Source organism: Aminobacter anthyllidis (genome assembly GCF_018555685.1).
Taxonomy (GTDB): domain Bacteria; phylum Pseudomonadota; class Alphaproteobacteria; order Rhizobiales; family Rhizobiaceae; genus Aminobacter; species Aminobacter anthyllidis.
On the sequence record NZ_JAFLWW010000003.1, the window covers coordinates 816,457 to 839,287 of the forward strand.

A 22,831-nucleotide genomic window follows, 5' to 3' on the forward strand; every position below is an offset into this window, starting at 1 on the left:
GCACCGCCACCTCGTCGTTGGGCCAAGGCACGCCCTGATCCACGCCATGCCGGCCCTGATCCCGGGGCTGGCCATTGTACTCGTCATAAGCATGGTCATCGCCGTTGGCGTCGGGCCGGTGGCGATCCCGATCGAGACAGTGTGGGGCGTGATCGCCAACAAGCTGATGCCGGGAAGCGTCGAGGTGGCCTGGTCGAGCGGCCGCGAGAACATCGTCTGGGACGTACGCGCGCCGCGCGTCATCCTGGGAGCGGTCGTCGGCGCCTCGCTGGCGATGGTGGGCGCGGCACTGCAGTCTGTGACACGCAATCCGCTCGCCGACCCGCACCTGCTCGGCATTTCGTCGGGTGCGGCCTTCGGCGCGATCATGGCGCTGATCCATGCCGGCATGGTCTTCGGCACTGTTACCGTTCCGGTCTTCGCCTTTGCCGGTGCGCTGGCGGCGACGGCGCTGGTGCTGGCGATCGCAAATCTGGCGCGGGCGCAGTCAGCAGGACACCTGATCCTGGCCGGGGTGGCAGTGAGTTTCATCATCTCGGCTGGCGGCAACCTGCTGATCTTCATCGGCGACCCGAAGGCCGCCCATGTCGCCATCTTCTGGATGCTCGGCGGGCTGGGGCTGGCGCAGTGGAGCCACCTTCCCTACCCGCTGGCAGCGCTTCTTGTCGGCGGCCTATGGCTGATGACACAGACCCGCAACCTGAACGCCATGACACTGGGCGACGAGAGCGCCACCGCCCTTGGCATCCCGGCACAGGCGTTCCGGCTCAAGGTCTTCATCGTCTGCGCGCTTTTGACCGGCTGCGCCGTTGCCTATTCCGGCGTCATCGCCTTCGTCGGCCTGATGATCCCGCACATCGTGCGCTTCTTCGTCGGCGGCGATTATCGCCGGGTTCTGCCCCTTTCGGCGCTGGTGGGCGCCATCTTCCTGATCGCCGCCGACATGGCCGCGCGGACGGTCGTGCCGCCGCAGGACATGCCCCTCGGCATCGTCACCGGACTGATCGGCGGCGTGGCCTTCGTGGTGCTGATGCGACGCCGCGCAACAAATTGACGGTCAGTTGGTAATGCAATGCAAGACGACGCAAATCCAGTTGCACCCCCAGTTTTTCCTAGCTATGGATTTGCCATGAACACGACTTCGCTCCAGAACAATTGGTGGCGGGCCAGCTAACAGCGGCCTTTTGAAGCGCGTGCGCGTGAAAATTGTGATGGCCGCAACGGGATTTCCGGGCGGCCATTTGCTTTTTCGAACCAGGCTCCGGAACGCTCCCACTGCAAGAGATGGAGACGGGAATGACGTTGGAATTGCTTGAAAACGGTGCCGAGCGTTACGTGACTTCTGGTGGTGTCGCCATCACCAGGCAACGCCACGAAACCGCCTATGCGGGTGCGATCGAAACCTATCTCGACGGGCTCAACAGCCGGCGCGGTGCTGTGTTTTCCTCCAACTATGAATATCCCGGCCGCTATACCCGATGGGACACCGCCATCATCGACCCGCCGGTGGTGATCTCGGCACGCGGCCGCTCGATGAAGATCGAAGCGCTGAACGCCCGCGGCGAGGTGCTGCTGCCGGTTATCCATGCCGCATTGGCGCCGCTCGAAGAGCTGACGATCGGCGAGACGACAAAGCGCCTGATCGCGCTCGAAGTGGCGACGCCCGGCCGTGTATTCACTGAGGAGGAGCGCTCGCGCGTGCCTTCGGTGTTCACCGTGCTGCGCGCCATTACCGCACTGTTCAAATCGGACGAAGACAGCAATCTAGGCCTTTACGGCGCCTTCGGCTACGACCTTGCCTTCCAGTTCGACCCGGTCGAGCACAAGCTCGAGCGCAAGCAGAGCCAGCGCGACCTGGTGCTGTTTTTGCCCGACGAGATTCTCGTCGTCGACCATTACTCGGCCAAGGCCTGGCACGACCGCTACGACTATTCCGGCGCAGGCTTTTCGACCGAAGGCATCGCCCGCGATAGCGTCGAGGAGCCGTTCAAGCCTTCCGACCGCATTCCCCCGCGCGCCGACCACGAGCCGGGCGAATATGCCCAGCTTGTGCGCCGGGCGATGGATAGCTTCAAGCGCGGCGACCTGTTCGAGGTCGTTCCCGGCCAGATGTTCTACGAGCGCTGCGAAACGGCACCTTCGGAGATTTCGCGCCGGCTGAAGGCGATCAACCCCTCGCCCTATTCGTTCTTCATCAATCTCGGCGAAGGCGAGTACCTGATCGGCGCGTCGCCCGAAATGTTCGTGCGCGTCAATGGCCGCCGCGTCGAGACCTGCCCGATCTCGGGCACCATCAAGCGCGGCGACGATGCCATCTCCGACAGCGAGCAGATCCTGAAGCTGCTCAATTCGAAGAAGGACGAGTCGGAGCTGACCATGTGCTCCGACGTCGACCGCAACGACAAATCCCGCGTCTGCGAGCCGGGCACTGTGCGTGTCATCGGCCGCCGCCAGATCGAGATGTATTCGCGGCTCATCCACACCGTCGACCACATCGAGGGCCGCCTGCGCGAGGGCATGGACGCCTTCGACGCGTTCCTCAGCCACGCCTGGGCGGTGACCGTCACCGGAGCGCCCAAATTGTGGGCGATGCGCTTCATCGAACAGAACGAGAAGAGCCCACGCGCCTGGTATGGCGGGGCGATCGGCATGGTGCATTTCAACGGCGACCTGAATACCGGCATGACGCTGCGCACCATCCGCATCCAGGACGGCATCGGCGAGGTGCGCGCCGGCGCCACGCTGCTCTACGATTCCGTCCCCGAGGAAGAAGAAGCCGAAACCGAACTGAAGGCCTCAGCCATGCTTTCCGCCATCCGCGACGCCAAGACCGGCAATGCCCCCGGCACCGAACGCGCCACTGCCCGCGTCGGCGAAGGGGTGAAGATCCTGCTCGTCGACCACGAGGACTCCTTCGTCCACACGCTGGCCAACTATTTCCGCCAGACCGGCGCCGACGTCTCGACGGTGCGCTCGCCGGTGCCGGAAGAGATCTTCGACCGGGTCAAGCCCGACCTCGTGGTGCTCTCGCCCGGCCCTGGCACGCCGAAGGATTTCGATACCGCGGCGACGATCAAGAAGGCGCGGGCGCGCGACCTGCCGATCTTCGGCGTCTGCCTTGGCCTGCAGGCGCTGGCCGAAGCCTATGGCGGCGAACTGCGTCAGCTGGCGGTGCCGATGCACGGCAAGCCGTCACGCATCCGCATCTCCAAGCCGGGCATCATCTTCTCCGGCCTGCCCAAGGAAGTGACGGTCGGCCGTTATCACTCGATCTTCGCTGATCCGGTCCGCTTGCCCTCCGATTTCGTCGTCACCGCCGAGACCGAGGACGGCGTCATCATGGCGTTTGAACACAAGAAAGAACCGATAGCGGCGGTGCAATTCCATCCCGAATCGATCATGACGCTCGGCCACGACGCCGGCATGCGCATGATCGAAAATGTGGTTGCGCACATGCCGCGCAAGGCCAAGGACAAGGCGGCCTAGCCGACATTTGAAACATACCCACTCCGCGGCCACCCAGCCGCGGCGCGGGCCCAATCACCAAAGCGAGACGATGGCCCAGACCGAAACCCAGACATCGACTGCCGCGCGCAGTCAGCCGTCCTCGGCCAAGCGGCGCGTGGCCAAGCTCGCCTTCTGGTCGATCATCATCGGCGCTGCGGTGATGGGCCTGAAGTTTGTCGCCTGGTGGCTGACCGGTTCGGTGGCGCTCTATTCGGACGCGCTGGAATCGATCGTCAACGTCGTCGCCGCGATGGCTGCCTTCTGGGCGATCAAGGTCAGCCACAAGCCGGCCGACCATGACCACCAGTACGGCCACCACAAGGCTGAATATTTCTCGGCCGTGCTCGAAGGCGTGCTGATCATCGTCGCCGCCCTGCTGATCCTGTTCGAGGTCTGGCGCAGCTGGGGCGTGCCGATGAACACCGAAGAGCCTTGGCTCGGCCTCGGCATCAACGGCTTTGCCGCCGTCATCAACGCATTCTGGGCGGGCATGCTGATCCGTGTCGGCCGGGCCGAACGTTCGCCCGCCATGGTCGCCGATGGCCATCACATCATGACCGACGTGGTGACCTCCGTCGGCGTGCTGGCCGGCCTCGTCGGTGCCATCGTCACCGGCTGGTCGATCCTCGACCCGGTGCTGGCGGTGATCGTGGCGCTCAACATCCTGTGGCAGGGCTGGCACGTCATCAGCTCGTCGATGAACGGACTGATGGACCGCGCCGTCGAGCTGGACGAGCATATGCGCATCCGCGACATCATCTCGGCCAACTCCAAGGGCGCGATCGAGGTTCACGACCTCAAGACCCGCATCGCCGGCCGCGCCACCTTCATCGAGTTCCATCTCGTGGTCGACGCCGACATGAGCGTCGGCGAAAGCCATGTCATCTGCGACCGCATCGAGGATGCGCTGAGGGAGGAAATTCCCTCCGTGCGCGTCATCATCCATGTCGAGCCCGATGACGAAGCCAAGCTGCCCAAGGGCACGGTTGCCGTGCCCTTCGCCTGATCAGGCGTTCAGCTCTCCCTGTTTGTCAGCATGATGTCGGCATTGATGCCGAAACCGAGCTCGGCCTCTGGACATCGGCCACCGGCGCAAGCTCTATCCAGCCAGCGGACGAGGAGATGCGAGGTCTGACATGTATGGGCTGATAGGCAAGATGCGCGCGCAAGCCGGCAAGCGCGACGAACTGCTTGATATCCTTCTTGGCAGCTCCAGCGCCATGCCGGGGTGCCTGAGTTATGTCATCGCCAGGGACCCGGTCGACGCCGACGCGATCTGGATCACCGAGGTGTGGGACAACAGAGAAAGCCACAAGGCGTCGCTGCAACTGCCCGAGGTCCAGGCTGCAATCAAGCAGGCGATGCCGATCATCGCCGGCTTCGATTCCAGCACCGAGATCGAGCCGGTCGGCGGCTTTGGGCTGCCGGCCGGCTGAACGCCTGCGCTAGAGCCTATTCCATTCCGATTGAATCGGAATGGGGCTCTCCTCTTGCTGGAGCATGATCCTTTCCGGAAACCGATTCTCGCTTTTCGGGATCATGCCCTAGATCTTCACCAGCATCGCGGTGAGGTACATGAAGCCGGCGCCGGTGGCGAGACCGGCCATGGCCGCCGGGCTGAACAGCCCCCCGCCCTCCGGACCCTCGCCACGACGTATCAGGGCGGTGACCTCGACGATGACTTGAAGGATCGCACCTACACCGATGGCGAGGGCCAGTGCGGACCATTGCGGCGCGAACGCCAGGCTGCCGATCCACAGTCCCAGCACCGCCGGCCCACCGGCCAGCAAGGTCAGCCAGGCAAAGGTCGACAGCTTCACCCGCTCGCGCAGGATAGGCGCGGCGATGCCGATGCCTTCGGTGACATTGTGCAAGGTGAAGCCGAGCACCAGGAAGCTGCCGAGCCCGGCGGCGCCCGCAGCGAAGGCGGCGCCGATCGCCAGCCCCTCGCCGAAATTGTGCAGGCCGATGCCGATCGCGATGTAGGTGGCGAGCGCAAGACCCTTCGGCGCACCGTTGCGGCGACTGACGCCCACCAGGATCAGGAAGCTCGCGGCCGCGGCCAGCACCACCATCGCGTTGCCCTGGAAGATCGCGGCGGATTCGGCGGCCAACTCGAGGGCTTCGCCGATGGCGTCGACCATCAGGAAGCCAAGCAGGCCGACGGTCAACGCCAGGAGGAATGTCATGCCCGAGCGGCCGACACCACGCAGCGCGGGGTAGAACATCAGCCCGATCGCCACCGGCACGATGCCGACAAAGATGCCGAGGATCGCCTGCGACAGCAGGCTGGAGCCGTCGGCGACCGGCGTTGCCACCGCGACCGGGATGTCATGGGCGAAAGTGGCGCCGGTATTGGTCACCAGCTTGATCGCGTGTGCTTCGCCAAGCACCCATGGAAAAGGCACCTGGATCCAGGCCGAGGTGCCGCGCGCCAGCGGCCCCGGCGGCTCCTGCGTGAACTGCCAGTAGGCATCGTCGACCTGGACCTGGGCGATTGTCATCGGCTCTGAGCCGCCGGCGCGAACCAAAGCGCGAATGCCGTCGCCGGCAAGAATGACGCGCTCGAAGGCGATATCCTCGACCGGCGGCGCGCCGTTGTTGAAGCGCGCCAGCGGGTTGGCTGACATCAGGACCGCGATTGCCGCGGCGAAGGCGAGCAGCGGCAGGACGACCCACCAGAGCGCGCGGCGCGGCGCCGTCGTGCCGGGCAACTCGGCTTCGGTCTCGGAAACGGACACGTCCCTCATGCCACGTCCTCCACGACGTCGAACATGCCGACCCAGCCCAATTCGGTGAACTCCGACTGGTGCGGGTGGAACATGTAGAGGCCGGCCTCATGCTCGGCGAAGCTGAACTCGATGATGCCGCGCTGGGCCTGGCACTGGGTGATCAGGTCGACCGTCTTCAATGTCGGTGTCAGCGTCGTGCCCTGGTCGAAATAGTCGAAGAAATTGGCGTGCAGGTGAAACGAGTTGATCGGGTCGAACTCGACGACGTTGATCAGGTAGATCCGCACCGGCCGGTTCTTGGCGATCCTGATCGGCGAATTCATGTAGGTGTGCGCCACCGTGTTGACCGCATAGAACTCGTTTTCGCCGTCAAAATTGGTGTCGAAGGCGTTCATCACCATGACGAATTCCTGCCACTGCGCATTCTCCGGCGTGCCGAGCAGGCGCGAGCGGGCGACATCGAGGTGCTCGGGGTGACGGCCGGGATCGGGGTCGATGACGAAGGCGCCGTACATGCCCTTGTGGATATGCCGCTTCAGCGGCAGCGCGTGGCAATGATAGAGATGGCAGCCGAAGGGCTTGGCATCGAATTCGTAGACGAACTCCTCGCCGGGATCGACGAGGCCGGCGCCGGGCACGCCGTCCATGCGCGCGGCATGGATGCCGTGGAAATGCATGGAATGCGGGTGCGAGCCATAGTTCTTGAAAACGATGCGCAAGCGCTCGCCTTCGGTGGCGCGCAGCGCCGGGCCGGGAACGCGGCCATTGTAGGTCCAGGCCGGGAACATGACTCCCGGGGCGATCTCGATTTCCTTGTCTTCGGCGACGACCTCGAAGGTTCGCAGCGTGCGTCCGTCCGGCAGGACCGACGTTACGCCGACGTCCCAGTCGGTGAGCATCTTGGCCGGATCGAAGCCGTTTCGGGCATTGTCGACCTCGCCAACGGTGACCATCGCGCCATGCGCGCCGCCGTGGCCTGACGGCGGCGGTGCAGGATATGCGTCGGCTGCCGGCTTCGCGGCACCGGCATCATGGCCGCCATGCGACGCCTGCCCCACCGCCGCATTGACGCCCACCGCCGTGGCCCCTGCGGTGCAGATGCCACCCGCCAGCACCAGCCTGCGGCTGAGCCGCTCCCCAAACATTGTCGGCACTTCAACCATCCCGGATCATTTTGCAAATGCGAATGATTTGCATCATGCGCCGGCAAGTTGCCGTGCACAAGCTGAATCTCAGTGGCAGCCAAGGGGCCCAAACTGGCGTGGTGGCTCAACAATCCCGCAATCAGACGCGCGACGGGCTCCAGGCGCACGGACGAGCAGGACCAGAGCCTTGAAGGCCTGCCGGGTTGAAGAATCAGACGAGCGTGGAAATCAAAGGGTACGGCACGGGCCTGATTGCGTGCCGCCACGCGATTGTTCGATAGTGAATCAGGATCACAGGCTTTCCGCGCAAGCCGCTGACCGAATTACCTATTCAGATCCGCGTCCGCTTCAGTGCGACAGTGGTGATCGATCACAAAGACGCCACACGCAGACGTGGCCGCTCGCCTGCCCTGCGGCTCAAATTGAGAGGGGACTGGCTTTTCAGCCAGTCCCCTCGAGGATGGTGCGATAGCACCTGCAGGGCATGCGGGCGGCGCATCGCGGAAACGGCACACCACCCGCACAAGTCAGCCGGGTCAGTCGATCTGGATGTTGGCGTCCTTGACCACCGGGCCCCATTTGGCGAGCTCGGCCTTGACGTGGGTTGCGAGTTCATCCGGCGTCGAGCCGACGATCTTGGCGCTGAAGCCGTTCATCTTTTCGATGACGGAGGCGTCCTTCATCGCCTTGTTGGCCGAGGCGTTGAGGCGGTCGACGGCCTCCTTCGGCGTGCCGGCGGGCGCAAACAGCGCATTCCAGGTGTAGGTCTCGTAGCCCGGCACGCCCGACTCAGCGATGGTCGGAACATCGGGGAAGGACGGCGCCCGTTCGGCCGTCGTAACGCCAAGCGCCCGCAACGTGCCGCCCTTGATGTGCGACGACGAGGACGGCAGGTTGTCGAACATGATCGGCACCTGGTTGCCGACCACGTCGTTCAGCGCGGGTCCGGCGCCCTTGTAGGGAATGTGCTGGATGTTGACGCCGGCCATCGCCTTGAACAACTCGCCCGAGAGATGCAGCGGCGTGCCATTGCCCGACGAGGCATAAGCATATTTGTCGGGCTCGGCCTTCAGCAGGGCGATCAGTTCCTGCACGTTCTTGACCGGCAGCTGCGGATTGACGACGAGCACGTTGGGCACGATGACCAGCAGCGAGACCGGCGTGAAATCCTTCTCAGGATCATAGGGCTTGGTCTTGAGGATCAGCGGGTTGAGCGCGTGCGTGGCAACCGTGCCCATCAGTATGGTGTAGCCGTCCGGCTCGGCGCGCGCGACGCGGTCAGCGCCGATGTTGCCGCCCGCACCGGCGACATTTTCGACGACGACCTGCTGGCCAAGATCGTCCGACATCTTCTGCGCGATGATGCGGGCGACGACGTCGGTCGAGCCGCCGGCGGCAAACGGCACCACCAGCGTCACCGTCCGGTCGGGAAATTGCTGCGCCACAGCCTGCGGCGCCAGCGCCAGCAGCGAAGCGGCCGAAAGCCCGAGAGCCAATGTCATGCGGCGGGTGAATTTCATCATCAGTACGCACCTCCCAATTTTGCGACGGCACCTCGTTGCCGGTCGCGTGGAGCGGCGAGCGTATGAACTTTACATACGCTGTCAATGCGACGTTGGGGGGAGACCGCCTTGGAGCCAGCATTTGTAGACAACAGCATTGGTCAACAGGCTGGTACGCAGTTTGCCCGGAAGCGCGGGCTGACACATCCGCCCGAATAGGTCTAAGACGACGGCATGAAGCCTGACCCGCAGCCTGCCGCCCCGCTCACCGATACCAAGCCCTGGCTGCAATGGCTCTTGCTGCTGGCCTGTTCGGTTCTGCTCGCCGGGGCGCTCGAGCTGGTGCACCTGCCCGCCGCCCTGCTGGTCGGCCCGATGTTGGTCGCCATCGCGCTCGGCAGCAACGGTGCCACGGTACGGGTGCCCAAGCCGCTTTTCGTCTCGGCGCAGGCGTTGATCGGCTGCCTCGTCGCGAGTTCGATTTCGACTGGTATATCTTTGTCACCTTCGCCTCCGAATGGCCGCTGTTCCTGAGCGCGGCGATCGCGACCGTGGTTGCCAGCAGCTTCCTCGGCTGGTTCATCTCCCGGCTGAAGGTATTGCCCGGCACGACCGCCGTGTGGGGCTCGGCACCGGGAGCCGCGACCGCCATGGTGCTGATGGCGGACGCTTTCGGTGCCGACGCGCGGCTCGTCGCCTTCATGCAGTATCTGCGCGTCATCATGGTTTCGATCGCCGCCGCGGTCATCGCCCGGCTCTGGGTCGACACGTCGGGCGTCGAAGCGCCAGGCATCGAATGGTTTCCATCGATCGTCTGGCCGGCATTTGGCGCGATGGTCGGCGTCGCCGTCGTCGGCGGTACGCTCGGCTATATGCTGCGCATCCCCTCGCCCTACTTCGTCGGCGCGATGCTCTTCGGCGCCGCCGTCCACCTCGGTTTCGGCATCGAGCTGCAGCTGCCGGAATGGCTGCTGGCCATCGGCTACACGCTGATCGGCTGGTCGATCGGGCTCAACTTCACCCGGCCCATCCTGCGCCATGCAGCACGTGCCTTGCCCCAGGTCGTGGGCTCGATCGCGGCACTGATGGCCTTTTGCGGAGCCCTGGCTTTTGGCCTGCACGTCATCCTCGGCGTCGATCCGCTGACCGCCTACCTGGCGACCAGCCCCGGCGGCATGGATTCGATCGCCATCATCGCCGCCGCCTCCAAGGACGTCGACCTATCCTTCGTGCTGACGCTGCAAATGCTGCGTTTCCTGATCGTGCTGCTGTTTGGCCCGGCGCTGGCGAGGCTGGTGGCGCGCACGATCAAGGATTGAGGCGTCCGGCATCCAACAAAAATCCTTACCCCTGTAGGATCGCGCATCCTGCTTTCGTCCTTTGATCGTCAGAAAACGAAAGGAGAGCGGAAATGGCGCCTCACACGTCCACGAAGATCGAACTCGAAAACGTCAACCACCCGGGCCAGGCCAAGCCTGCCGATGCCGCCATGTACCAGGCGATGAAGCATGCGATCCTGACGGTCCTGCCCGCGAAATCGCCGGGACTGACCGTCGCCCAGATGCAGGACGGCGTACGCGGCCATCTGCCCGAACATCTCTATCCCGGCGGTGCCAAGGCCGGATGGTGGACCAAAGCCGTGCAGCTCGACCTCGAGGCCAAGGGCATCATCGCGCGCGAGAAGGTCAGCCCGCTGCGGCTGCACAAGGCGTAAACCGGGCGCTGCTGCGACAGAAAGCCCGAACTCAGGTGCAGCGCACCCACCTCGGGTGCGCTGCTCTTGCGCGGCCAATGCGCCTCCTGTAAGAGAGCCCCATGTCGTCGCGCAAGATCAACGAAATCTCCCGTCCGGCCGCTTTTGCGGGCGAGACGCTGCGCGCCCTTTCCTCGGCTCTCCTTCTTCTCGGCCTTATCGGCGATCGCCGGGCTCGTTAAGGGAGCGTCCGGCGGTCGAATTGCCGCCGAGGCATATGCTCCTTTGCTCTTCACAACAGATCCGAAATTCTGATTTAAGACCGCTGAAGCATGCGCGCTTAGTCGTGCATGGCGGCCAAGAGAACGAGACCGACAATGAGCAAGACCACTCCCGCGTCCGGCCGAAGCGCCGGCATGCCGTCCGCCGCAGTCAAGTACCAAGCCTACCACAAGATCGACCTGCCCGACCGCACCTGGCCGTCCAGGGCCATCGACAAGGCCCCGATCTGGTGTTCGGTCGACTTGCGCGACGGCAACCAGTCGCTCGTCGACCCGATGGGCCACGACCGCAAGGCGCGCATGTTCCAGCTCCTGCTCGACATGGGTTTCAAGGAAATCGAGATCGGCTTTCCCTCGGCGTCGCAGACCGACTTCGATTTTGCCCGCTGGTGCATCGAAGAGGGCAATGTCGCCGATGACGTGTCGCTGCAGGTTCTCGTCCAGTGCCGCCCGGAATTGATCACCCGCACCTTCGAGGCGCTGCAGGGCGCGCACAAGCCGATCGTGCATTTCTACAACTCGACCAGCGAGTTGCAGCGCCGCGTGGTGTTCGCCAAGGACGTCGCCGGCATCAAGCAGATCGCCACAGACGCCGCCAAGATGATCACCGACATGGCGGCCAAGGCCGGCGGCGGTTACCGTTTCCAGTATTCGCCTGAAAGCTTTACCGGCACCGAACTCGAAGTCGCCCTGGAGATCTGCAACGCGGTCACCGAGATCATCAAGCCGACGGCCGACAACAAGCTGATCATCAACCTGCCCTCGACAGTCGAGATGGCGACGCCGAACATCTATGCCGACCAGATCGAGTGGATGTGCCGCAACCTCGACAATCGCGAGAACCTGATCATCTCGCTGCACCCGCACAACGATCGCGGCACCGGCATCGCTGCCACCGAGCTCGGCCTGATGGCCGGCGCCGACCGTGTCGAAGGCACGCTGTTCGGCAATGGCGAGCGTACCGGCAACGTCGACGTGGTGACGCTGGCGCTCAACATGTTCACCCAAGGTGTTGATCCCATGCTCGACTGCTCGGACATCGAGCGGATCAAGCAAGTCTACGAATATTCGAACCAGATGGTCATTCCCGAGCGCCACCCCTACGTCGGCGAGCTGGTCTACACCGCCTTCTCCGGCTCGCACCAGGACGCCATCAACAAGGGCATGAAGGCGATCAAGGTCGCCAACAAGCCGTTGTGGGAAGTGCCTTACCTGCCAATCGACCCGCAGGACGTCGGCCGCAGCTACGAGGCGATCATCCGCATCAACTCGCAGTCGGGCAAGGGCGGCATCGCCTATGTGCTGCAGGCCGACTACGGCCTCAACCTGCCGCGTTCGCTGCAGGTCGAATTCAGCCAGGACATCCAGCAGATCACCGACAGCGAAGGCAAGGAAGTGTCGCCCAAGCGCATCCATGAGCGCTTCCTCGAACGCTACGTCGACCAGCCCGGCGCACGCCTCAAGTTCGTCGATCACCAGACCTTCCCCGACACCGAGGTAAAGGGCCGCCGGGTTGTCGAGGCGACCATCCTCGACAACGGCAAGGAGATCGTCATCAAGGGCACCGGCAACGGCCCGATCGACGGCTTCGTCGATGCACTCTCCCGCCACATCGGCATCGATCTGTCGGTGCTCGACTATTCCGAGCATTCGATCCAGCGCGGCTCGAACGCCTCGGCGATCTGCTACATGGAAGTCGAACATCCCGCCGGCCGCCTCTTCGGCGCTGGCATCAACACCAATATCGTCGCCGCTTCACTTGAGGCTGTGGTTTCCGCAGCCAACCGAATCGTGGCGGGATAAGGTTAACTCCAGTCTGCAGATGCCTCGCCCGTGGATAACGGGTGGGGCATTTGTGCATCGTTGCTGAGCGCGCTTGTACACTGACGCCAGCCGACTATGATCAGGCCGTTCGCACCGGTTGGAAAAGGGTCGACACTTGGTTGCCTCCACGCCTGCTGCCCCCGCAGTGCGCGAAGCGCTTGAGCGGCTTGTTGCCAGCGAGACCTTTGGCCGGTCCGACCGGGCACGCAAGCTGCTGCGCTATATTGTCGAACGCGAACTCGCCGGTGAGGCCGAGCGGCTGAAGGGTTTTGCCATCGCCGTCGACGTTTTCGGCAAGGACGCCGAGTTCGATTCGGCGACCGATGCCGTTGTCCGCGTCCAGGCCGGACGCCTGCGCGAACTTCTGGCGCACTATTATGCCGCCGAAGGCAGCAACGACCCCATCCGCATCGGCATCCCGCGCGGCAGCTACGTGCCGACCTACGAGGTGATGGGCGAGCTTCCGCCGGCAGCCCCTCGCCCCGCGGATGCTCAGCAAAACGGTTCAGTGGCGGTAATGGCGCGGGCCGAAACCAGCCTTTCCGAAAACGAGCCGCATCATGCTGAGGAGGTTCAAGCCGATCCGGCTTACTCCGGCACCAGCGTCAAACGACAGCTTCGATACTTCTGGGCGGCGATGGCGCTGGTCATCGTCATGCTCGGCATCCTGGTCTTCCGCAACATCGGCGGCCCGATCGGCTTCGAAGTTGCCGGCCTCGGCAGCTCTCGCGGTTCCGCAGCGAGCATCAACGACACCGTCGACCAGTTGCCCGCGGTGCACATTCATTCGAGCTCCGAGGGCGGACAGACGGCACGCGTGGCGACGGTGTTGCGGACGGCGCTTTCGGGTTTCGACACCATCGATCTCATTGCCCGCGACCGGACGGATGCCGTCAGGCGCGCCGATGCCACCGACTTCGACTTCACCGTCAATGCCGGCCCGAGTGCTGGCTCGGTGCTGGTCGAGCTTCAGCACATGACCAGCGGCCGGATTCTTCTATCTCGCGTTCTGTCGCCACATGAGATCAGCCCCGATGTCATCGATGATCGCATCGCCGACATCGTCTCTTCGGCCATCCCGGCCTCGGGCATGATCTACAGCTTCATCGAGCAGAACGGACTGCAACGCGGACTGACCGCCTGCCTGCTGCTCAGCGGCGACTATTACATGGATCAGAACGCCACCAAGCACCTCGCCGCCTATCAATGCATGGAGGGTCTCTCCAAGCGCAGCGCCAAGTCGCCCGTGGTCTACGCCGAACTGGCCTCGCTGCAGCTGGAAGCTGTCACTGACAACTATCCCTACCCGGCCAACGCAACGACCGAAGGTGCTTATGCGTTGGCGCATAGCGCCGTGCAGATGGGTTCGACCAGCCCGTACGCCCATCGCGCATTCGGCTATCTGCAGTCGCGTGCCGGCGATCGCACCGAGGCCATAAGGTGGATACGCAAGGCCTACGAGCTCAACACCTACGACCTGACCATGGCGGCATCCTACGGCTACGCGCTCATTCTCGGCGGCAGCTACAGCGATGGCGTGCCGATCATGAAGCGTGCCGTCGAGAGCGCCAGCGCGCACCCTGGCTGGTGGGACTACGGCTTGTTCCTGGGCGAATTCATGCTCGGCAACCGCTATGCCGCGGCCCGTGCCGCCAGTGCGCTTGCGACCAACAAGAAGCCGCACTATGTGGCCGCGCGCCTGATCGCCGCAAACTTCGTCGGCGATACCAAGCTGGCCTCTGAGCTGTCCAAGGAGATTGCGACACGCTATCCGGCTTTCGCCAACGACCCGGCAGCCACTTTTGCCAAGGGAAAATACCCGGCGGAATTGACGAAGTCGCTGACCAAGGCGCTGCGCGCCGCTGGACTCGGGCATCAGACCTGAATCTCACTGGCTTTTCAGGCGTGTTTTTTGCATAACTAAATTTGCGCCCTTGGGGCTCATACGTTGTTTTACATTTTACGACTTTGAATTTACAACTTTTCGTGAATTTCTGTCCGGCCATTTGAGCAAAAATGAATTACCCTATCCATGCCGCCCTGCGGGGAAGCGGCAAGAATGTAGTGGTCCTGCTGCACGGCTTCGGGGGATTTGGCGGTGTCTGGGAAGACGTCGTCGATCATCTGGATGGGGCATTCACCACGATCGCCTATGATCTGCCGGGGCATGGTCTTTCGCTCGACTACCCAAAGGCCGGCTCGGCCAAGGTGGCGGCAACAGCCGTGCTGGCCGATCTTGCAGCGCGCGGCATTGGTCGCGCCCATTTCGTCGGCCATTCGATGGGTGGGGCGGTAGCCACACTGGCCGCGCTGTTCGATCCCGAACGTGTCGCCTCGCTGACGCTGCTGGCGCCGGGCGGTTACGGCCCCGAGATCAATGGCCCGCTGCTCAGGCGCTATGCGGCTGCCGACTGTGCCGAGGAAATCCGCGCCTGCCTTGGCGAAATGTCGAGCCCCGACAGCACTGTGCCCGAGGCAGTGGTTCACGACCTCGCCGAGATGCGCAGCCGCCCCGGCCAGACGGAAAAGCTGATCGCCTTTGCCGCGGCGATGACCGCCGACGACAAGCAAGGCGTCATCCCGCGCGAAAGCCTGGCGACGCTGACCATGCCGGTAATGGTGGTGTGGGGCACGGACGATGCCGTGCTGCCGTACAGCCATTCCGACGCCCTGCCGTCGGGCTTCCTCGTCCACCACGTGCTGGAGATCGGCCACATGCTGCCGGAAGAGACGCCGGCGCTCGTGGCCGACATCGTCAGCCGCATGACTCGCCGGCGCAAGCGCAACCGACCGGCACTTGCCGCCTGCGACGCCTGATGAATCAAGTGATACGCAACGGCTTGTAAGCGCCTGCGGGACAAACCGTTTTCAGCGCTTCGCCAGCCAGCGAAAATGAGTTCACGCACGTTACAATTCCGCCGTGATCGTGGCTATGTTAACGATTGCTTAAGCATGGTCCGGGGCAACAGGTGATGAGCGACGACAGGGTGACAGCACTGAAACCGGCGCACCCGCTGGCGGACGCCATCCGCGACGTCAAGAACGCCAATGCCGACCGCACCGACGTGGTCGTCGACTTGCGCGATGCGCACCGCATGAGGCTCGAGCTGCTTGCCGCCGAACTCGAGCCTGTTTTCGCCGACGTGCCCAAGGACATCGACAATTTCGACTTCGCGATCTCTTCGGGCCTGCAGCCGCGGCTGTGGATCGACGCGGTGAGCCATGTCGGCCTTGGCCGCGACCGCCGCACCTACCGCTTCGTCCGCGACACCCGCATCGGCCGCGTCGTGCTGGCCGAATCCACCGACGCCAGGCGCATCGCCGACCAGGTGACGCGCTATATCGCCGAGCGCATCGTCGAACGCCAGCAGATGATGGAAGGCGGCGTGGAACCCGCGCTGGCGGGCTTTGCCAGGGAACCTGTAGCGGACGCCGAGCCGCCGCTGCGGCATAGACCTGTCCTGCCGGGCATCATGGCCGGTTTTGGCCTGCTGGTCGCCGGTGCGGCCATCGGCATCGGCGTCATGGCGGTGCTTTACTGGCTGCGTCTCGCAGCCACCGGCGTCATTCCCTGACCAGTGCCGCCGAGCGTGGCGCCGCTGCGCTCAGATCGAACGTACCGATCTCCGCTGAGGGCATCGCCAGTCCCGACAGGCCGCGACGGGTGAGCTTGACGTTCCAGCTTCCCGGCTCGCCGGAGATGTCGAGCAGATTGAACTGCGCCGCCGGCTTGTGGCCTCCCGGCGCCTGGCCGGCGGCGGCAACGCCCACCACCGGCACCACGCCGCTGCGCCCGTCGATCCAGTGCAGCGTCGGCAGATGCGAATGGCCATGCAGCACCAGTTCGGCGCCATGCCGCCTGACCAGCTTCTGGAACTTGCCGATGCCGAACAGGCGCTTGTGCTGACCGACAGCACCGCGCACCGGCGGATGATGGATCATGATGACGCGGAAGAGGCCGCTCTTGCCCGTTTCCTCAAGAATCCTGGCCAGCCGTTCGGCCTGGCCTTCGCGGAAAAATCCGCTGGCCATGAAGGGAGCCGTCGCGCGCGCCGTCGACACGCCGATCAGCGCAACGTTGCCGCGCACGCGCAGATAGGGAAAGCTCGTCGAACTGATCGCGCCATGCGCATCGTCGCCCTGCATCCACGGCGCCCATACGTGGCAGGCCTTGTCGAAGGCACCGGGCACGTAGGCATCGTGATTGCCCGGCACGACCGAGACATCGCCTGGTGCCCCGAGCGTTTCGAGCCACAGCCGCGCCAGCGCGATCTCGCCGTCTAGCGCCAGGTTGACGAGGTCGCCGGTGACCGCAAGATGATCGGGCGCCTGCGCCTTGAGATCAGCCACGATCGCATCGACGATGCCGTCATGGTGGTGGCGGCGACGGTTGCGCTGCCAGTTGACGTAGCCAACCATGCGCTTGGAGGCGAGGTCGCGATAGGTTACATCCGGAAGCGGACCAAGATGGACGTCGGAAATATGCGCAAGCCTGAACATTGTTTCCTTTTAGGTCACGTATCAGCCGCTTTCCACCCATCGCGGCATGCCCGATGAGCAATGCCCCCAATCCGCTTCGCCAAAAACCCTGGGCGCGGCTGCGCGGAAGCCTGTTCCACCTTTATTTCCTGCTGCGGCGGCCGATGACGCTCGGCGTGCGCGGCCTCGTCCATGACGCCAAGACAAACTCCATCTTCCTGATCCGCCACACCTACGTGCCCGGCTGGCAGTTGCCTGGCGGGGGCGTCGAGACCGGCGAGACGTTTGTCGAGTCGCTGGCACGCGAACTGGAGGAGGAAGGCAACATCACAGTTCTGGCCGCACCAGTGCTGAAATCCATCCACCTCAACAAGCAGGCGACGAAGCGCGATCATGTCGGCTTCTATCTGATCGAAGCATTCAGGCAGGACCAGCCGAAATTGCCTGACCATGAAATCGCCGAGGCAGGGTTCTTCCCGCTCAACGCGCTGCCGGAGAACACGACGCCAGCGACGCGGCGGCGGATCGCCGAAGTGTTCGAGGGCAAGGAAGCTTCACCGTATTGGTGAGAGGCACAAGTTTCAGTGCGTCCTTCGAGGCTCGCTTCGCTCGCACCTCAGGATGAGGGCCGTTGCGCTGGCTCCCTTTTTCTCGAACGTATGCGCCTTAAGGCTTGTGACCGCACAAACTCAGAACAAGCGACGAGGCGCTAACCTCCCTCATCCTGAGGTACGGCTAGCACGACGGTCCTCATCCTGAGGTGCGAGCGAAGCGAGCCTCGAAGGACGCACTGATCCAATGCAGCCTCAAGCAGCCTTCAACAGCTTTCCCCGGTTGTGCGGGGCATCGAGAGCCATCTCCGGCCCCACCGGCACGATGCCGGTCGGGTTGATGCCGGTGTGGCTGCCGTAATAGTGCGCCTTGATGTGCAGCATGTTCACCGTCTCGGCGACACCTGGCACCTGGTAGAGCTCGCGCAGATAGTTCGACAGGTTCGGGTAATCGGCGATCCGGCGCAGATTGGTCTTGAAGTGGCCGACATAGACCGGGTCGAAGCGCACCAGCGTCGTGAACAGTCTCCAGTCGGCCTCGGTCAGCCTGTTGCCGACGAGGTAGCGTTGGTGCGACAGCCTGTCTTCCAGCGTATCGAGTGCTGCGAACAGCTCGTTGAAGGCTTCTTCATAGGCGGCCTGCGAGGTGGCGAAACCGGCGCGATAAACGCCGTTGTTGATCGACGGATAGACCAGGTCGTTGACCGCGTCGATCTCGCCGCGCAGCGCTTCGGGATAGAAGTCGACCGACGCGTCGCCCCATTCGTCGAAGGCCGAGTTCAGCATGCGGATGATCTCGGACGACTCATTGGAAACGATCGTCTTTTCCTTCTTGTCCCACAGTACCGGCACGGTGACGCGACCCGAATAGGTCGGATCGGCCTGGGTGTAGATCTGGTGCAGGAAGTCGAGGCCGTAGAGCGTGTCGCCGGTGGCGCCATCGTCGGTGCGGAAGGTCCAGCCATTCTCGGCCATGTAGTGGTGCACGACGGAAACCGAGATGATGTCTTCAAGCTTCTTCAGCGCACGGAAGATAAGCGTGCGGTGCGCCCAGGGACAGGCGAGCGACACGTAGAGGTGATACCGGCCCGGCTCGGCCTTGAAGCCGCGCGTGCGGCCCGCCGCCGGCTTGCCGTCGACTGTGACGAAATCGCGCCACTGCGCATGCGAGCGCACGAATTTGCCGCCTGTCGACTTGGTGTCGTACCAGCGGTCCTGCCATTTGCCTTCGACCAGCAATCCCATGATGAAATCCTTTCGTTTGCCACGATGTAGGACCTCAGGGATACCAACCGAAGGGCAACTCGCTGAACGGATTGTCAACGCCGGGCGCACATCGGCCAAATGCACGATGGACGGACGTGAAAAATGATGGTAGCGGGCATTCTATGTCGCAGACCTTTGCACAGATCCGGATCGACCGACGACGAATGAGCGCACGCGCTTGAAGCGCTAACTTGCGACTGCTGCGGCATGCCCCGCGGCACCTCATCACACGATACCGGACTGCAAAGAACATGACCCTCACCGACGTCACCTACATGCCGGAAGCGCCGGCGCACGACCTCGAAATCGATGAAATCAACGCTGAGGCCTTTGGCCCGGGACGTTTCACGCGCGCGGCCTACAAGATCCGCGAAGGTGGCCCGCACGACCGCTCGCTGTCCTTCGTTGCCTTGCATGGCGGCCAGGTCATCGCCTCGGTCAGGATGACGCCGATCGCCGCCGGCGCCGGCCGGGCACAGATGCTGGGCCCGCTCGCCGTGCGCCCCGACTTCAAGAACATGGGCATCGGCCGCAAGCTGGTCGCCATGGCGCTTGCCGCAGCCGCCAAGGCAACCGAACCCGCCGTGATCCTGGTCGGCGACGAGCCCTATTACGGGCCGCTCGGCTTTGCCCGCATCCCGCGTGGGCAGATCGAAATGCCTCGGCCGGTCGATCTCAACCGCCTGCTCGCCCATGAGATCGTGCCAGGTGCCGTGGCGTTGCTTGCCGGTGAAGTCTGCCACGCCGATCTGGCGAAGACGCCGCAGCGCACGCCGGAACCGGCCTGACACCAGCGCGCGCCGGCGCTCGCCGAAAACCGATTCCGGTTTTCGGACCGATGCGCTAGACCATTCGTTCACAGCAACACAGGACTAGGCTGACATGAATCCAAATGGGCAGATCGCAGTGGTCACCGGCGCCGGCTCCGGCCTTGGCGAAGCCACCGCACGCGCGCTCGCAGCCAAGGGCACCAAGGTTGCAATCTTCGATCTCAGCCTTGAGCGCGCCGAAAAGGTTGCAGCCGACATTGGCGGCATAGCCGTGCGCTGCGACGTCAGCAACGAAGAGAGCGCAGTCGCAGCCTTCGCGGACGTCCAAGCCAAGCTCGGCACGGCCCGCATCCTCGTCAATTGCGCCGGCATCGCCGTCGGCGTGAAGACTGTCGGCAAGGACGGCCCGCATCCGCTCAGCGTGTTCCGCCAGGTGATCGAGGTCAACCTGATCGGCTCCTTCAACATGATCCGGCTGTTTGCCGATGGCGCAGCCAAGCTCGAGCCGCTGGCCGGTGGCGAGCGCGGCGTCATCATCAACACCGCTTCGGTTGCCGCCTATGATGGCCAGATCGGCCAGGCGGCCTACTCCGCCTCCAAGGGCGGCGTCGTCGGCATGACCCTGCCGATCGCCCGCGACCTGTCGCGCTCGGGCATCCGTGTCGCGACAATCGCGCCGGGCATCTTCAAGACCCCGATGATGGCGGCGATGCCGCAGGAGGTGCAGGATTCGCTCGGTGCTGCGGTGCCGTTCCCGTCGCGTCTCGGCGAACCGTCGGAATATGGCGCGCTCGCCCTGCACATCATCGAGAACCAGATGATCAACGGCGAGACCATTCGCCTCGACGGCGCCATCCGCATGGCGCCGAAATAGGCGTCAGCCATCCCAAGATCGGTTATCCTGCAGCCCCGGCAGCGCAAGCTTCCGGGGCTGTTGTGCTTGTGGCGAAACGACACCCTTGCCAAAGCCCGGCTGCATTGGATAAGTAGATTGAATTGGTCATATTTAATGGTGAAGCAGTGGAAGAGCGCAAGAAGGACGTCTTTTTGGAGACCACCGCGGAAGCGACAGCGCTCGCGCGTTCGCTGATGCGCAAGGCCCGACATGGCGCGCTGGCCGTCATCGAGCCGGAAACCGGCTCGCCACTCGCCAGCCGGGTCGGCACGGCGACCGACGTCGACGGCACGCCGCTGATCCTGATCTCCGAGCTTTCCGCCCACACCAAGGGCATCGTCGCCAACCCCGTCTGTTCGCTTCTGGTCGGGGAGGTCGGCAAGGGCGATCCCCTCGCCCATCCGCGCATCACGCTGTTCTGCCGGGCGCGAAAGCTCGAACGCGGTACGCCGGAATACGCCCGCGCCGAGCGCCGCTATGTCAACCGCAACCCCAAGGCCAAGCTTTATATCGGCCTCACCGACTTTACCGTCTTCCGGCTGGAGTTGGAGCGCGCCAACCTCAATGGCGGCTTCGGCAAGGCCTATCTGCTGCGCCGCGACGACCTGCTGCTTGCAGGTCCTGCGGTGGACGCGATCGCCGCTGCGGAGCAGTCCGCGCTCGACCACATGAATTCGGATCACACCGAGGCGACGGCCATCTACGCCAGTCATTTCGGCCGTCTTGACGACAAGGGCTGGGTGCTCAGCGGCTTCGATCCGGAAGGCATGGATCTGGCTGCCGGCGACGAGACCGGACGGGTGCTTTTCCCGAATATGCTTGTCGAAGCCGCTGATCTCAGACGGAGCCTTGTCGAAATGGCAAAAGAAGGCCGCGCAGCAAAGTCTTGATTTTTTGAATGAAAGCTGATTTGTCATATATTAGCCAGATCCGCTACTGATTCCACTGACGATCTGGTTTGGTAATTCGGCGTTGTTGCCCCCATGGCGCCGGAGAACATGACGGATACACGGGGTACCCATGAAACCGAAAAAACTGACGGCCAACGCGGAGGCCGCTGCTTCCTTGCTCACTCTTATGGGCAACGAAAAGCGGCTGATGATCATGAGCCACCTTCTCGACACCGAAATGTCGGTGGGCGCGATCGCCGAAAAGGTGTCGCTGAGCCAGTCGGCGCTGTCGCAGCACCTGGCGCGCCTGCGCAACGAAGAACTGGTCGAAACACGTCGCGACCGGCAGATGATCTACTACACCTGCAAGTCCGAAGCCGTGCGCAAGCTGCTCGGCACGCTGGAAGGCATCTTCGAGAACGCCTGATCTTCAAGCGGACAAAGCCTTTTCCAGGCTCCCATAGCGGACTGCCCTCCGCTATGAAGCAACCATGAACATCATCCGCATCGACGACCCGGCCGACCCACGCGTCGCGCCCTATCTCGACATCCGCGAGCGCGATCTTGTCGGCCGCGAAGGGCGCTTCGTCGCCGAGGGCAAGGTCGTTCTCAACGTGTTGTTTTGCGCTGGCCGCTTTGAAGCGGAATCGGTGCTGGTGCTCGAAAACCGCCTCGCGGGCATGGTCGAGACGCTCGGCCTCGCGCCTGACACCATGCCGGTCTATATCGCCTCGGGCACAGTGATGGATGCCATATCAGGCTTTCACATGCATCGCGGCATCCTGGCCATCGGCCGCAAGGGCATGGCGGCTTCGGTCGACGAGGTGCTCGCCGCCCTGCCCGAACGCGCGCTGGTGGCGGTGCCGGTCGGCATCTCCAACCACGACAATATCGGCTCGATCTTCCGCAACGCGGCAGCCTTTGGCGCCGATGCGGTGCTGCTCGACCAGACTTGCTGCGATCCACTCTACCGCAAGGCAATCAGGGTGTCGGTCGGCGCAGCCCTCAAGGTGCCTTTCGCAGTTGGCGGAACCGCCGGCGAGCTTGCCGACGCGCTCACCCGCCACGGCTTTGAACAGTTGGCGCTATCGCCGGCGGGCAAGGCCGATATCAGAGACATCCGCCGCCCCAAGCGGCTGGCGCTCTATCTCGGCACCGAAGGCGAAGGACTGCCCGAGCCCCTGCTGAAAAGGCTGACGACGGCAAGGATCAGGATGGCGCCTGGTTTCGACAGCCTGAACGTCGCGGCCGCCTCGGCGATCGCGCTGCACCACTTCACCGAAGCGTCTGATTAAC

At 63.8% G+C, this 22,831-nt stretch carries 20 protein-coding genes and 1 pseudogene; 16 read left to right on the forward strand and 5 right to left on the reverse strand.

Translation table 11 applies throughout. The features are described from left to right. Positions 1-46: 46 nt before the first annotated feature. The 4 genes from J1C56_RS13600 to J1C56_RS13615 all read left to right on the forward strand — a co-directional run bounded on the left by J1C56_RS13600 (position 47) and on the right by J1C56_RS13615 (position 4,943). Positions 47-1,054, forward strand: a complete 1,008-nt coding sequence (locus tag J1C56_RS13600; RefSeq protein WP_214390295.1) for a FecCD family ABC transporter permease — start codon at positions 47-49, stop codon at positions 1,052-1,054. Positions 1,055-1,296: 242 nt separating this feature from the next. Further along, positions 1,297-3,486, forward strand: a complete 2,190-nt coding sequence (locus J1C56_RS13605; RefSeq protein ID WP_214390000.1) for an anthranilate synthase — start codon at positions 1,297-1,299, stop codon at positions 3,484-3,486. Between the two features lie 70 nt (positions 3,487-3,556). After that, the gene (locus tag J1C56_RS13610; protein WP_214390009.1) at positions 3,557-4,513 is read left to right on the forward strand and encodes a cation diffusion facilitator family transporter; all 957 of its coding nucleotides are present in this window, start codon (positions 3,557-3,559) and stop codon (positions 4,511-4,513) included. A gap of 130 nt (positions 4,514-4,643) precedes the next feature. Next, positions 4,644-4,943: a putative quinol monooxygenase gene (locus J1C56_RS13615; RefSeq protein ID WP_214390010.1), complete on the forward strand. Its 300-nt coding sequence runs from the start codon at positions 4,644-4,646 to the stop codon at positions 4,941-4,943. 108 nt (positions 4,944-5,051) lie between these two features. Here J1C56_RS13615 and J1C56_RS13620 read toward each other — a convergent pair whose 3' ends face one another. The 3 genes from J1C56_RS13620 to J1C56_RS13630 all read right to left on the reverse strand — a co-directional run bounded on the left by J1C56_RS13620 (position 5,052) and on the right by J1C56_RS13630 (position 8,907). Beyond that, positions 5,052-6,257, reverse strand: coding sequence for a ZIP family metal transporter (locus tag J1C56_RS13620; RefSeq protein ID WP_214390012.1), 1,206 nt, complete (start codon positions 6,255-6,257; stop codon positions 5,052-5,054). Next, the gene (locus J1C56_RS13625; RefSeq protein WP_214390014.1) at positions 6,254-7,402 is read right to left on the reverse strand and encodes a multicopper oxidase domain-containing protein; all 1,149 of its coding nucleotides are present in this window, start codon (positions 7,400-7,402) and stop codon (positions 6,254-6,256) included. The genes J1C56_RS13620 and J1C56_RS13625 overlap by 4 nt, the downstream gene beginning before the upstream one ends. Positions 7,403-7,920: 518 nt before the next feature. Then, a complete protein-coding gene (locus tag J1C56_RS13630) occupies positions 7,921-8,907 on the reverse strand; it encodes a Bug family tripartite tricarboxylate transporter substrate binding protein (RefSeq protein WP_214390024.1) in 987 nt (328 codons plus the stop codon). Positions 8,908-9,120: 213 nt separating this feature from the next. Between J1C56_RS13630 and J1C56_RS13635 the strand changes: the two are divergent. The 6 genes and pseudogenes from J1C56_RS13635 (at position 9,121) to J1C56_RS13660 (ending at position 16,259) form a co-directional block, all read left to right on the forward strand. Next, positions 9,121-10,205 (forward strand): annotated as a pseudogene (locus tag J1C56_RS13635) (AbrB family transcriptional regulator). 92 nt (positions 10,206-10,297) lie between these two features. After that, positions 10,298-10,600 (forward strand): DUF6958 family protein, encoded by a 303-nt coding sequence (locus tag J1C56_RS13640; RefSeq protein ID WP_214390026.1) that lies wholly within the window; start codon positions 10,298-10,300, stop codon positions 10,598-10,600. Between the two features lie 395 nt (positions 10,601-10,995). Continuing rightward, a complete protein-coding gene (gene leuA / locus J1C56_RS13645; protein WP_214390297.1) occupies positions 10,996-12,663 on the forward strand; it encodes a 2-isopropylmalate synthase in 1,668 nt (555 codons plus the stop codon). Positions 12,664-12,799: 136 nt separating this feature from the next. Further along, a complete protein-coding gene (locus J1C56_RS13650; RefSeq protein ID WP_214390028.1) occupies positions 12,800-14,569 on the forward strand; it encodes a tetratricopeptide repeat protein in 1,770 nt (589 codons plus the stop codon). A gap of 131 nt (positions 14,570-14,700) precedes the next feature. Continuing rightward, a complete protein-coding gene (locus tag J1C56_RS13655) occupies positions 14,701-15,501 on the forward strand; it encodes an alpha/beta fold hydrolase (protein ID WP_214390030.1) in 801 nt (266 codons plus the stop codon). Between the two features lie 155 nt (positions 15,502-15,656). Next, on the forward strand, positions 15,657-16,259 hold the full coding sequence (locus J1C56_RS13660) for a hypothetical protein (RefSeq protein WP_214390032.1): 603 nt from the start codon (positions 15,657-15,659) through the stop codon (positions 16,257-16,259). Here J1C56_RS13660 and J1C56_RS13665 read toward each other — a convergent pair. Then, on the reverse strand, positions 16,249-17,184 hold the full coding sequence (locus J1C56_RS13665; RefSeq protein ID WP_214390034.1) for a metallophosphoesterase family protein: 936 nt from the start codon (positions 17,182-17,184) through the stop codon (positions 16,249-16,251). The genes J1C56_RS13660 and J1C56_RS13665 overlap by 11 nt on opposite strands. Before the next feature lie 53 nt (positions 17,185-17,237). On the opposite strand from J1C56_RS13665, the gene J1C56_RS13670 reads away from it, so the two are divergent. Beyond that, entirely contained in the window at positions 17,238-17,732 is a 495-nt protein-coding gene (locus tag J1C56_RS13670; protein ID WP_214390035.1) for an NUDIX domain-containing protein, read from the forward strand. A gap of 237 nt (positions 17,733-17,969) precedes the next feature. On the opposite strand, the gene J1C56_RS13675 is transcribed toward J1C56_RS13670, so the two are convergent. Beyond that, positions 17,970-18,959, reverse strand: coding sequence for a glutathione S-transferase family protein (locus J1C56_RS13675; protein WP_214390037.1), 990 nt, complete (start codon positions 18,957-18,959; stop codon positions 17,970-17,972). 272 nt (positions 18,960-19,231) lie between these two features. Here J1C56_RS13675 and J1C56_RS13680 point away from each other — a divergent pair, with 272 nt between their 5' ends. The 5 genes from J1C56_RS13680 to J1C56_RS13700 all read left to right on the forward strand — a co-directional run bounded on the left by J1C56_RS13680 (position 19,232) and on the right by J1C56_RS13700 (position 22,830). Continuing rightward, entirely contained in the window at positions 19,232-19,768 is a 537-nt protein-coding gene (locus J1C56_RS13680) for a GNAT family N-acetyltransferase (protein ID WP_214390039.1), read from the forward strand. A 94-nt stretch (positions 19,769-19,862) separates the two neighbouring features. Next, positions 19,863-20,624 carry a 3-hydroxyacyl-CoA dehydrogenase gene (locus J1C56_RS13685; RefSeq protein WP_214390041.1) on the forward strand — a complete coding sequence of 254 codons (762 nt, stop codon included), beginning with the start codon at positions 19,863-19,865 and terminating at the stop codon, positions 20,622-20,624. Between the two features lie 146 nt (positions 20,625-20,770). Then, a complete protein-coding gene (locus tag J1C56_RS13690) occupies positions 20,771-21,535 on the forward strand; it encodes a HugZ family pyridoxamine 5'-phosphate oxidase (RefSeq protein WP_214390299.1) in 765 nt (254 codons plus the stop codon). A gap of 130 nt (positions 21,536-21,665) precedes the next feature. Next, positions 21,666-21,962, forward strand: a complete 297-nt coding sequence (locus tag J1C56_RS13695) for an ArsR/SmtB family transcription factor (protein WP_214390043.1) — start codon at positions 21,666-21,668, stop codon at positions 21,960-21,962. Between the two features lie 64 nt (positions 21,963-22,026). Next, the gene (locus J1C56_RS13700; protein WP_214390045.1) at positions 22,027-22,830 is read left to right on the forward strand and encodes a TrmH family RNA methyltransferase; all 804 of its coding nucleotides are present in this window, start codon (positions 22,027-22,029) and stop codon (positions 22,828-22,830) included. Position 22,831 lies beyond the last annotated feature (1 nt).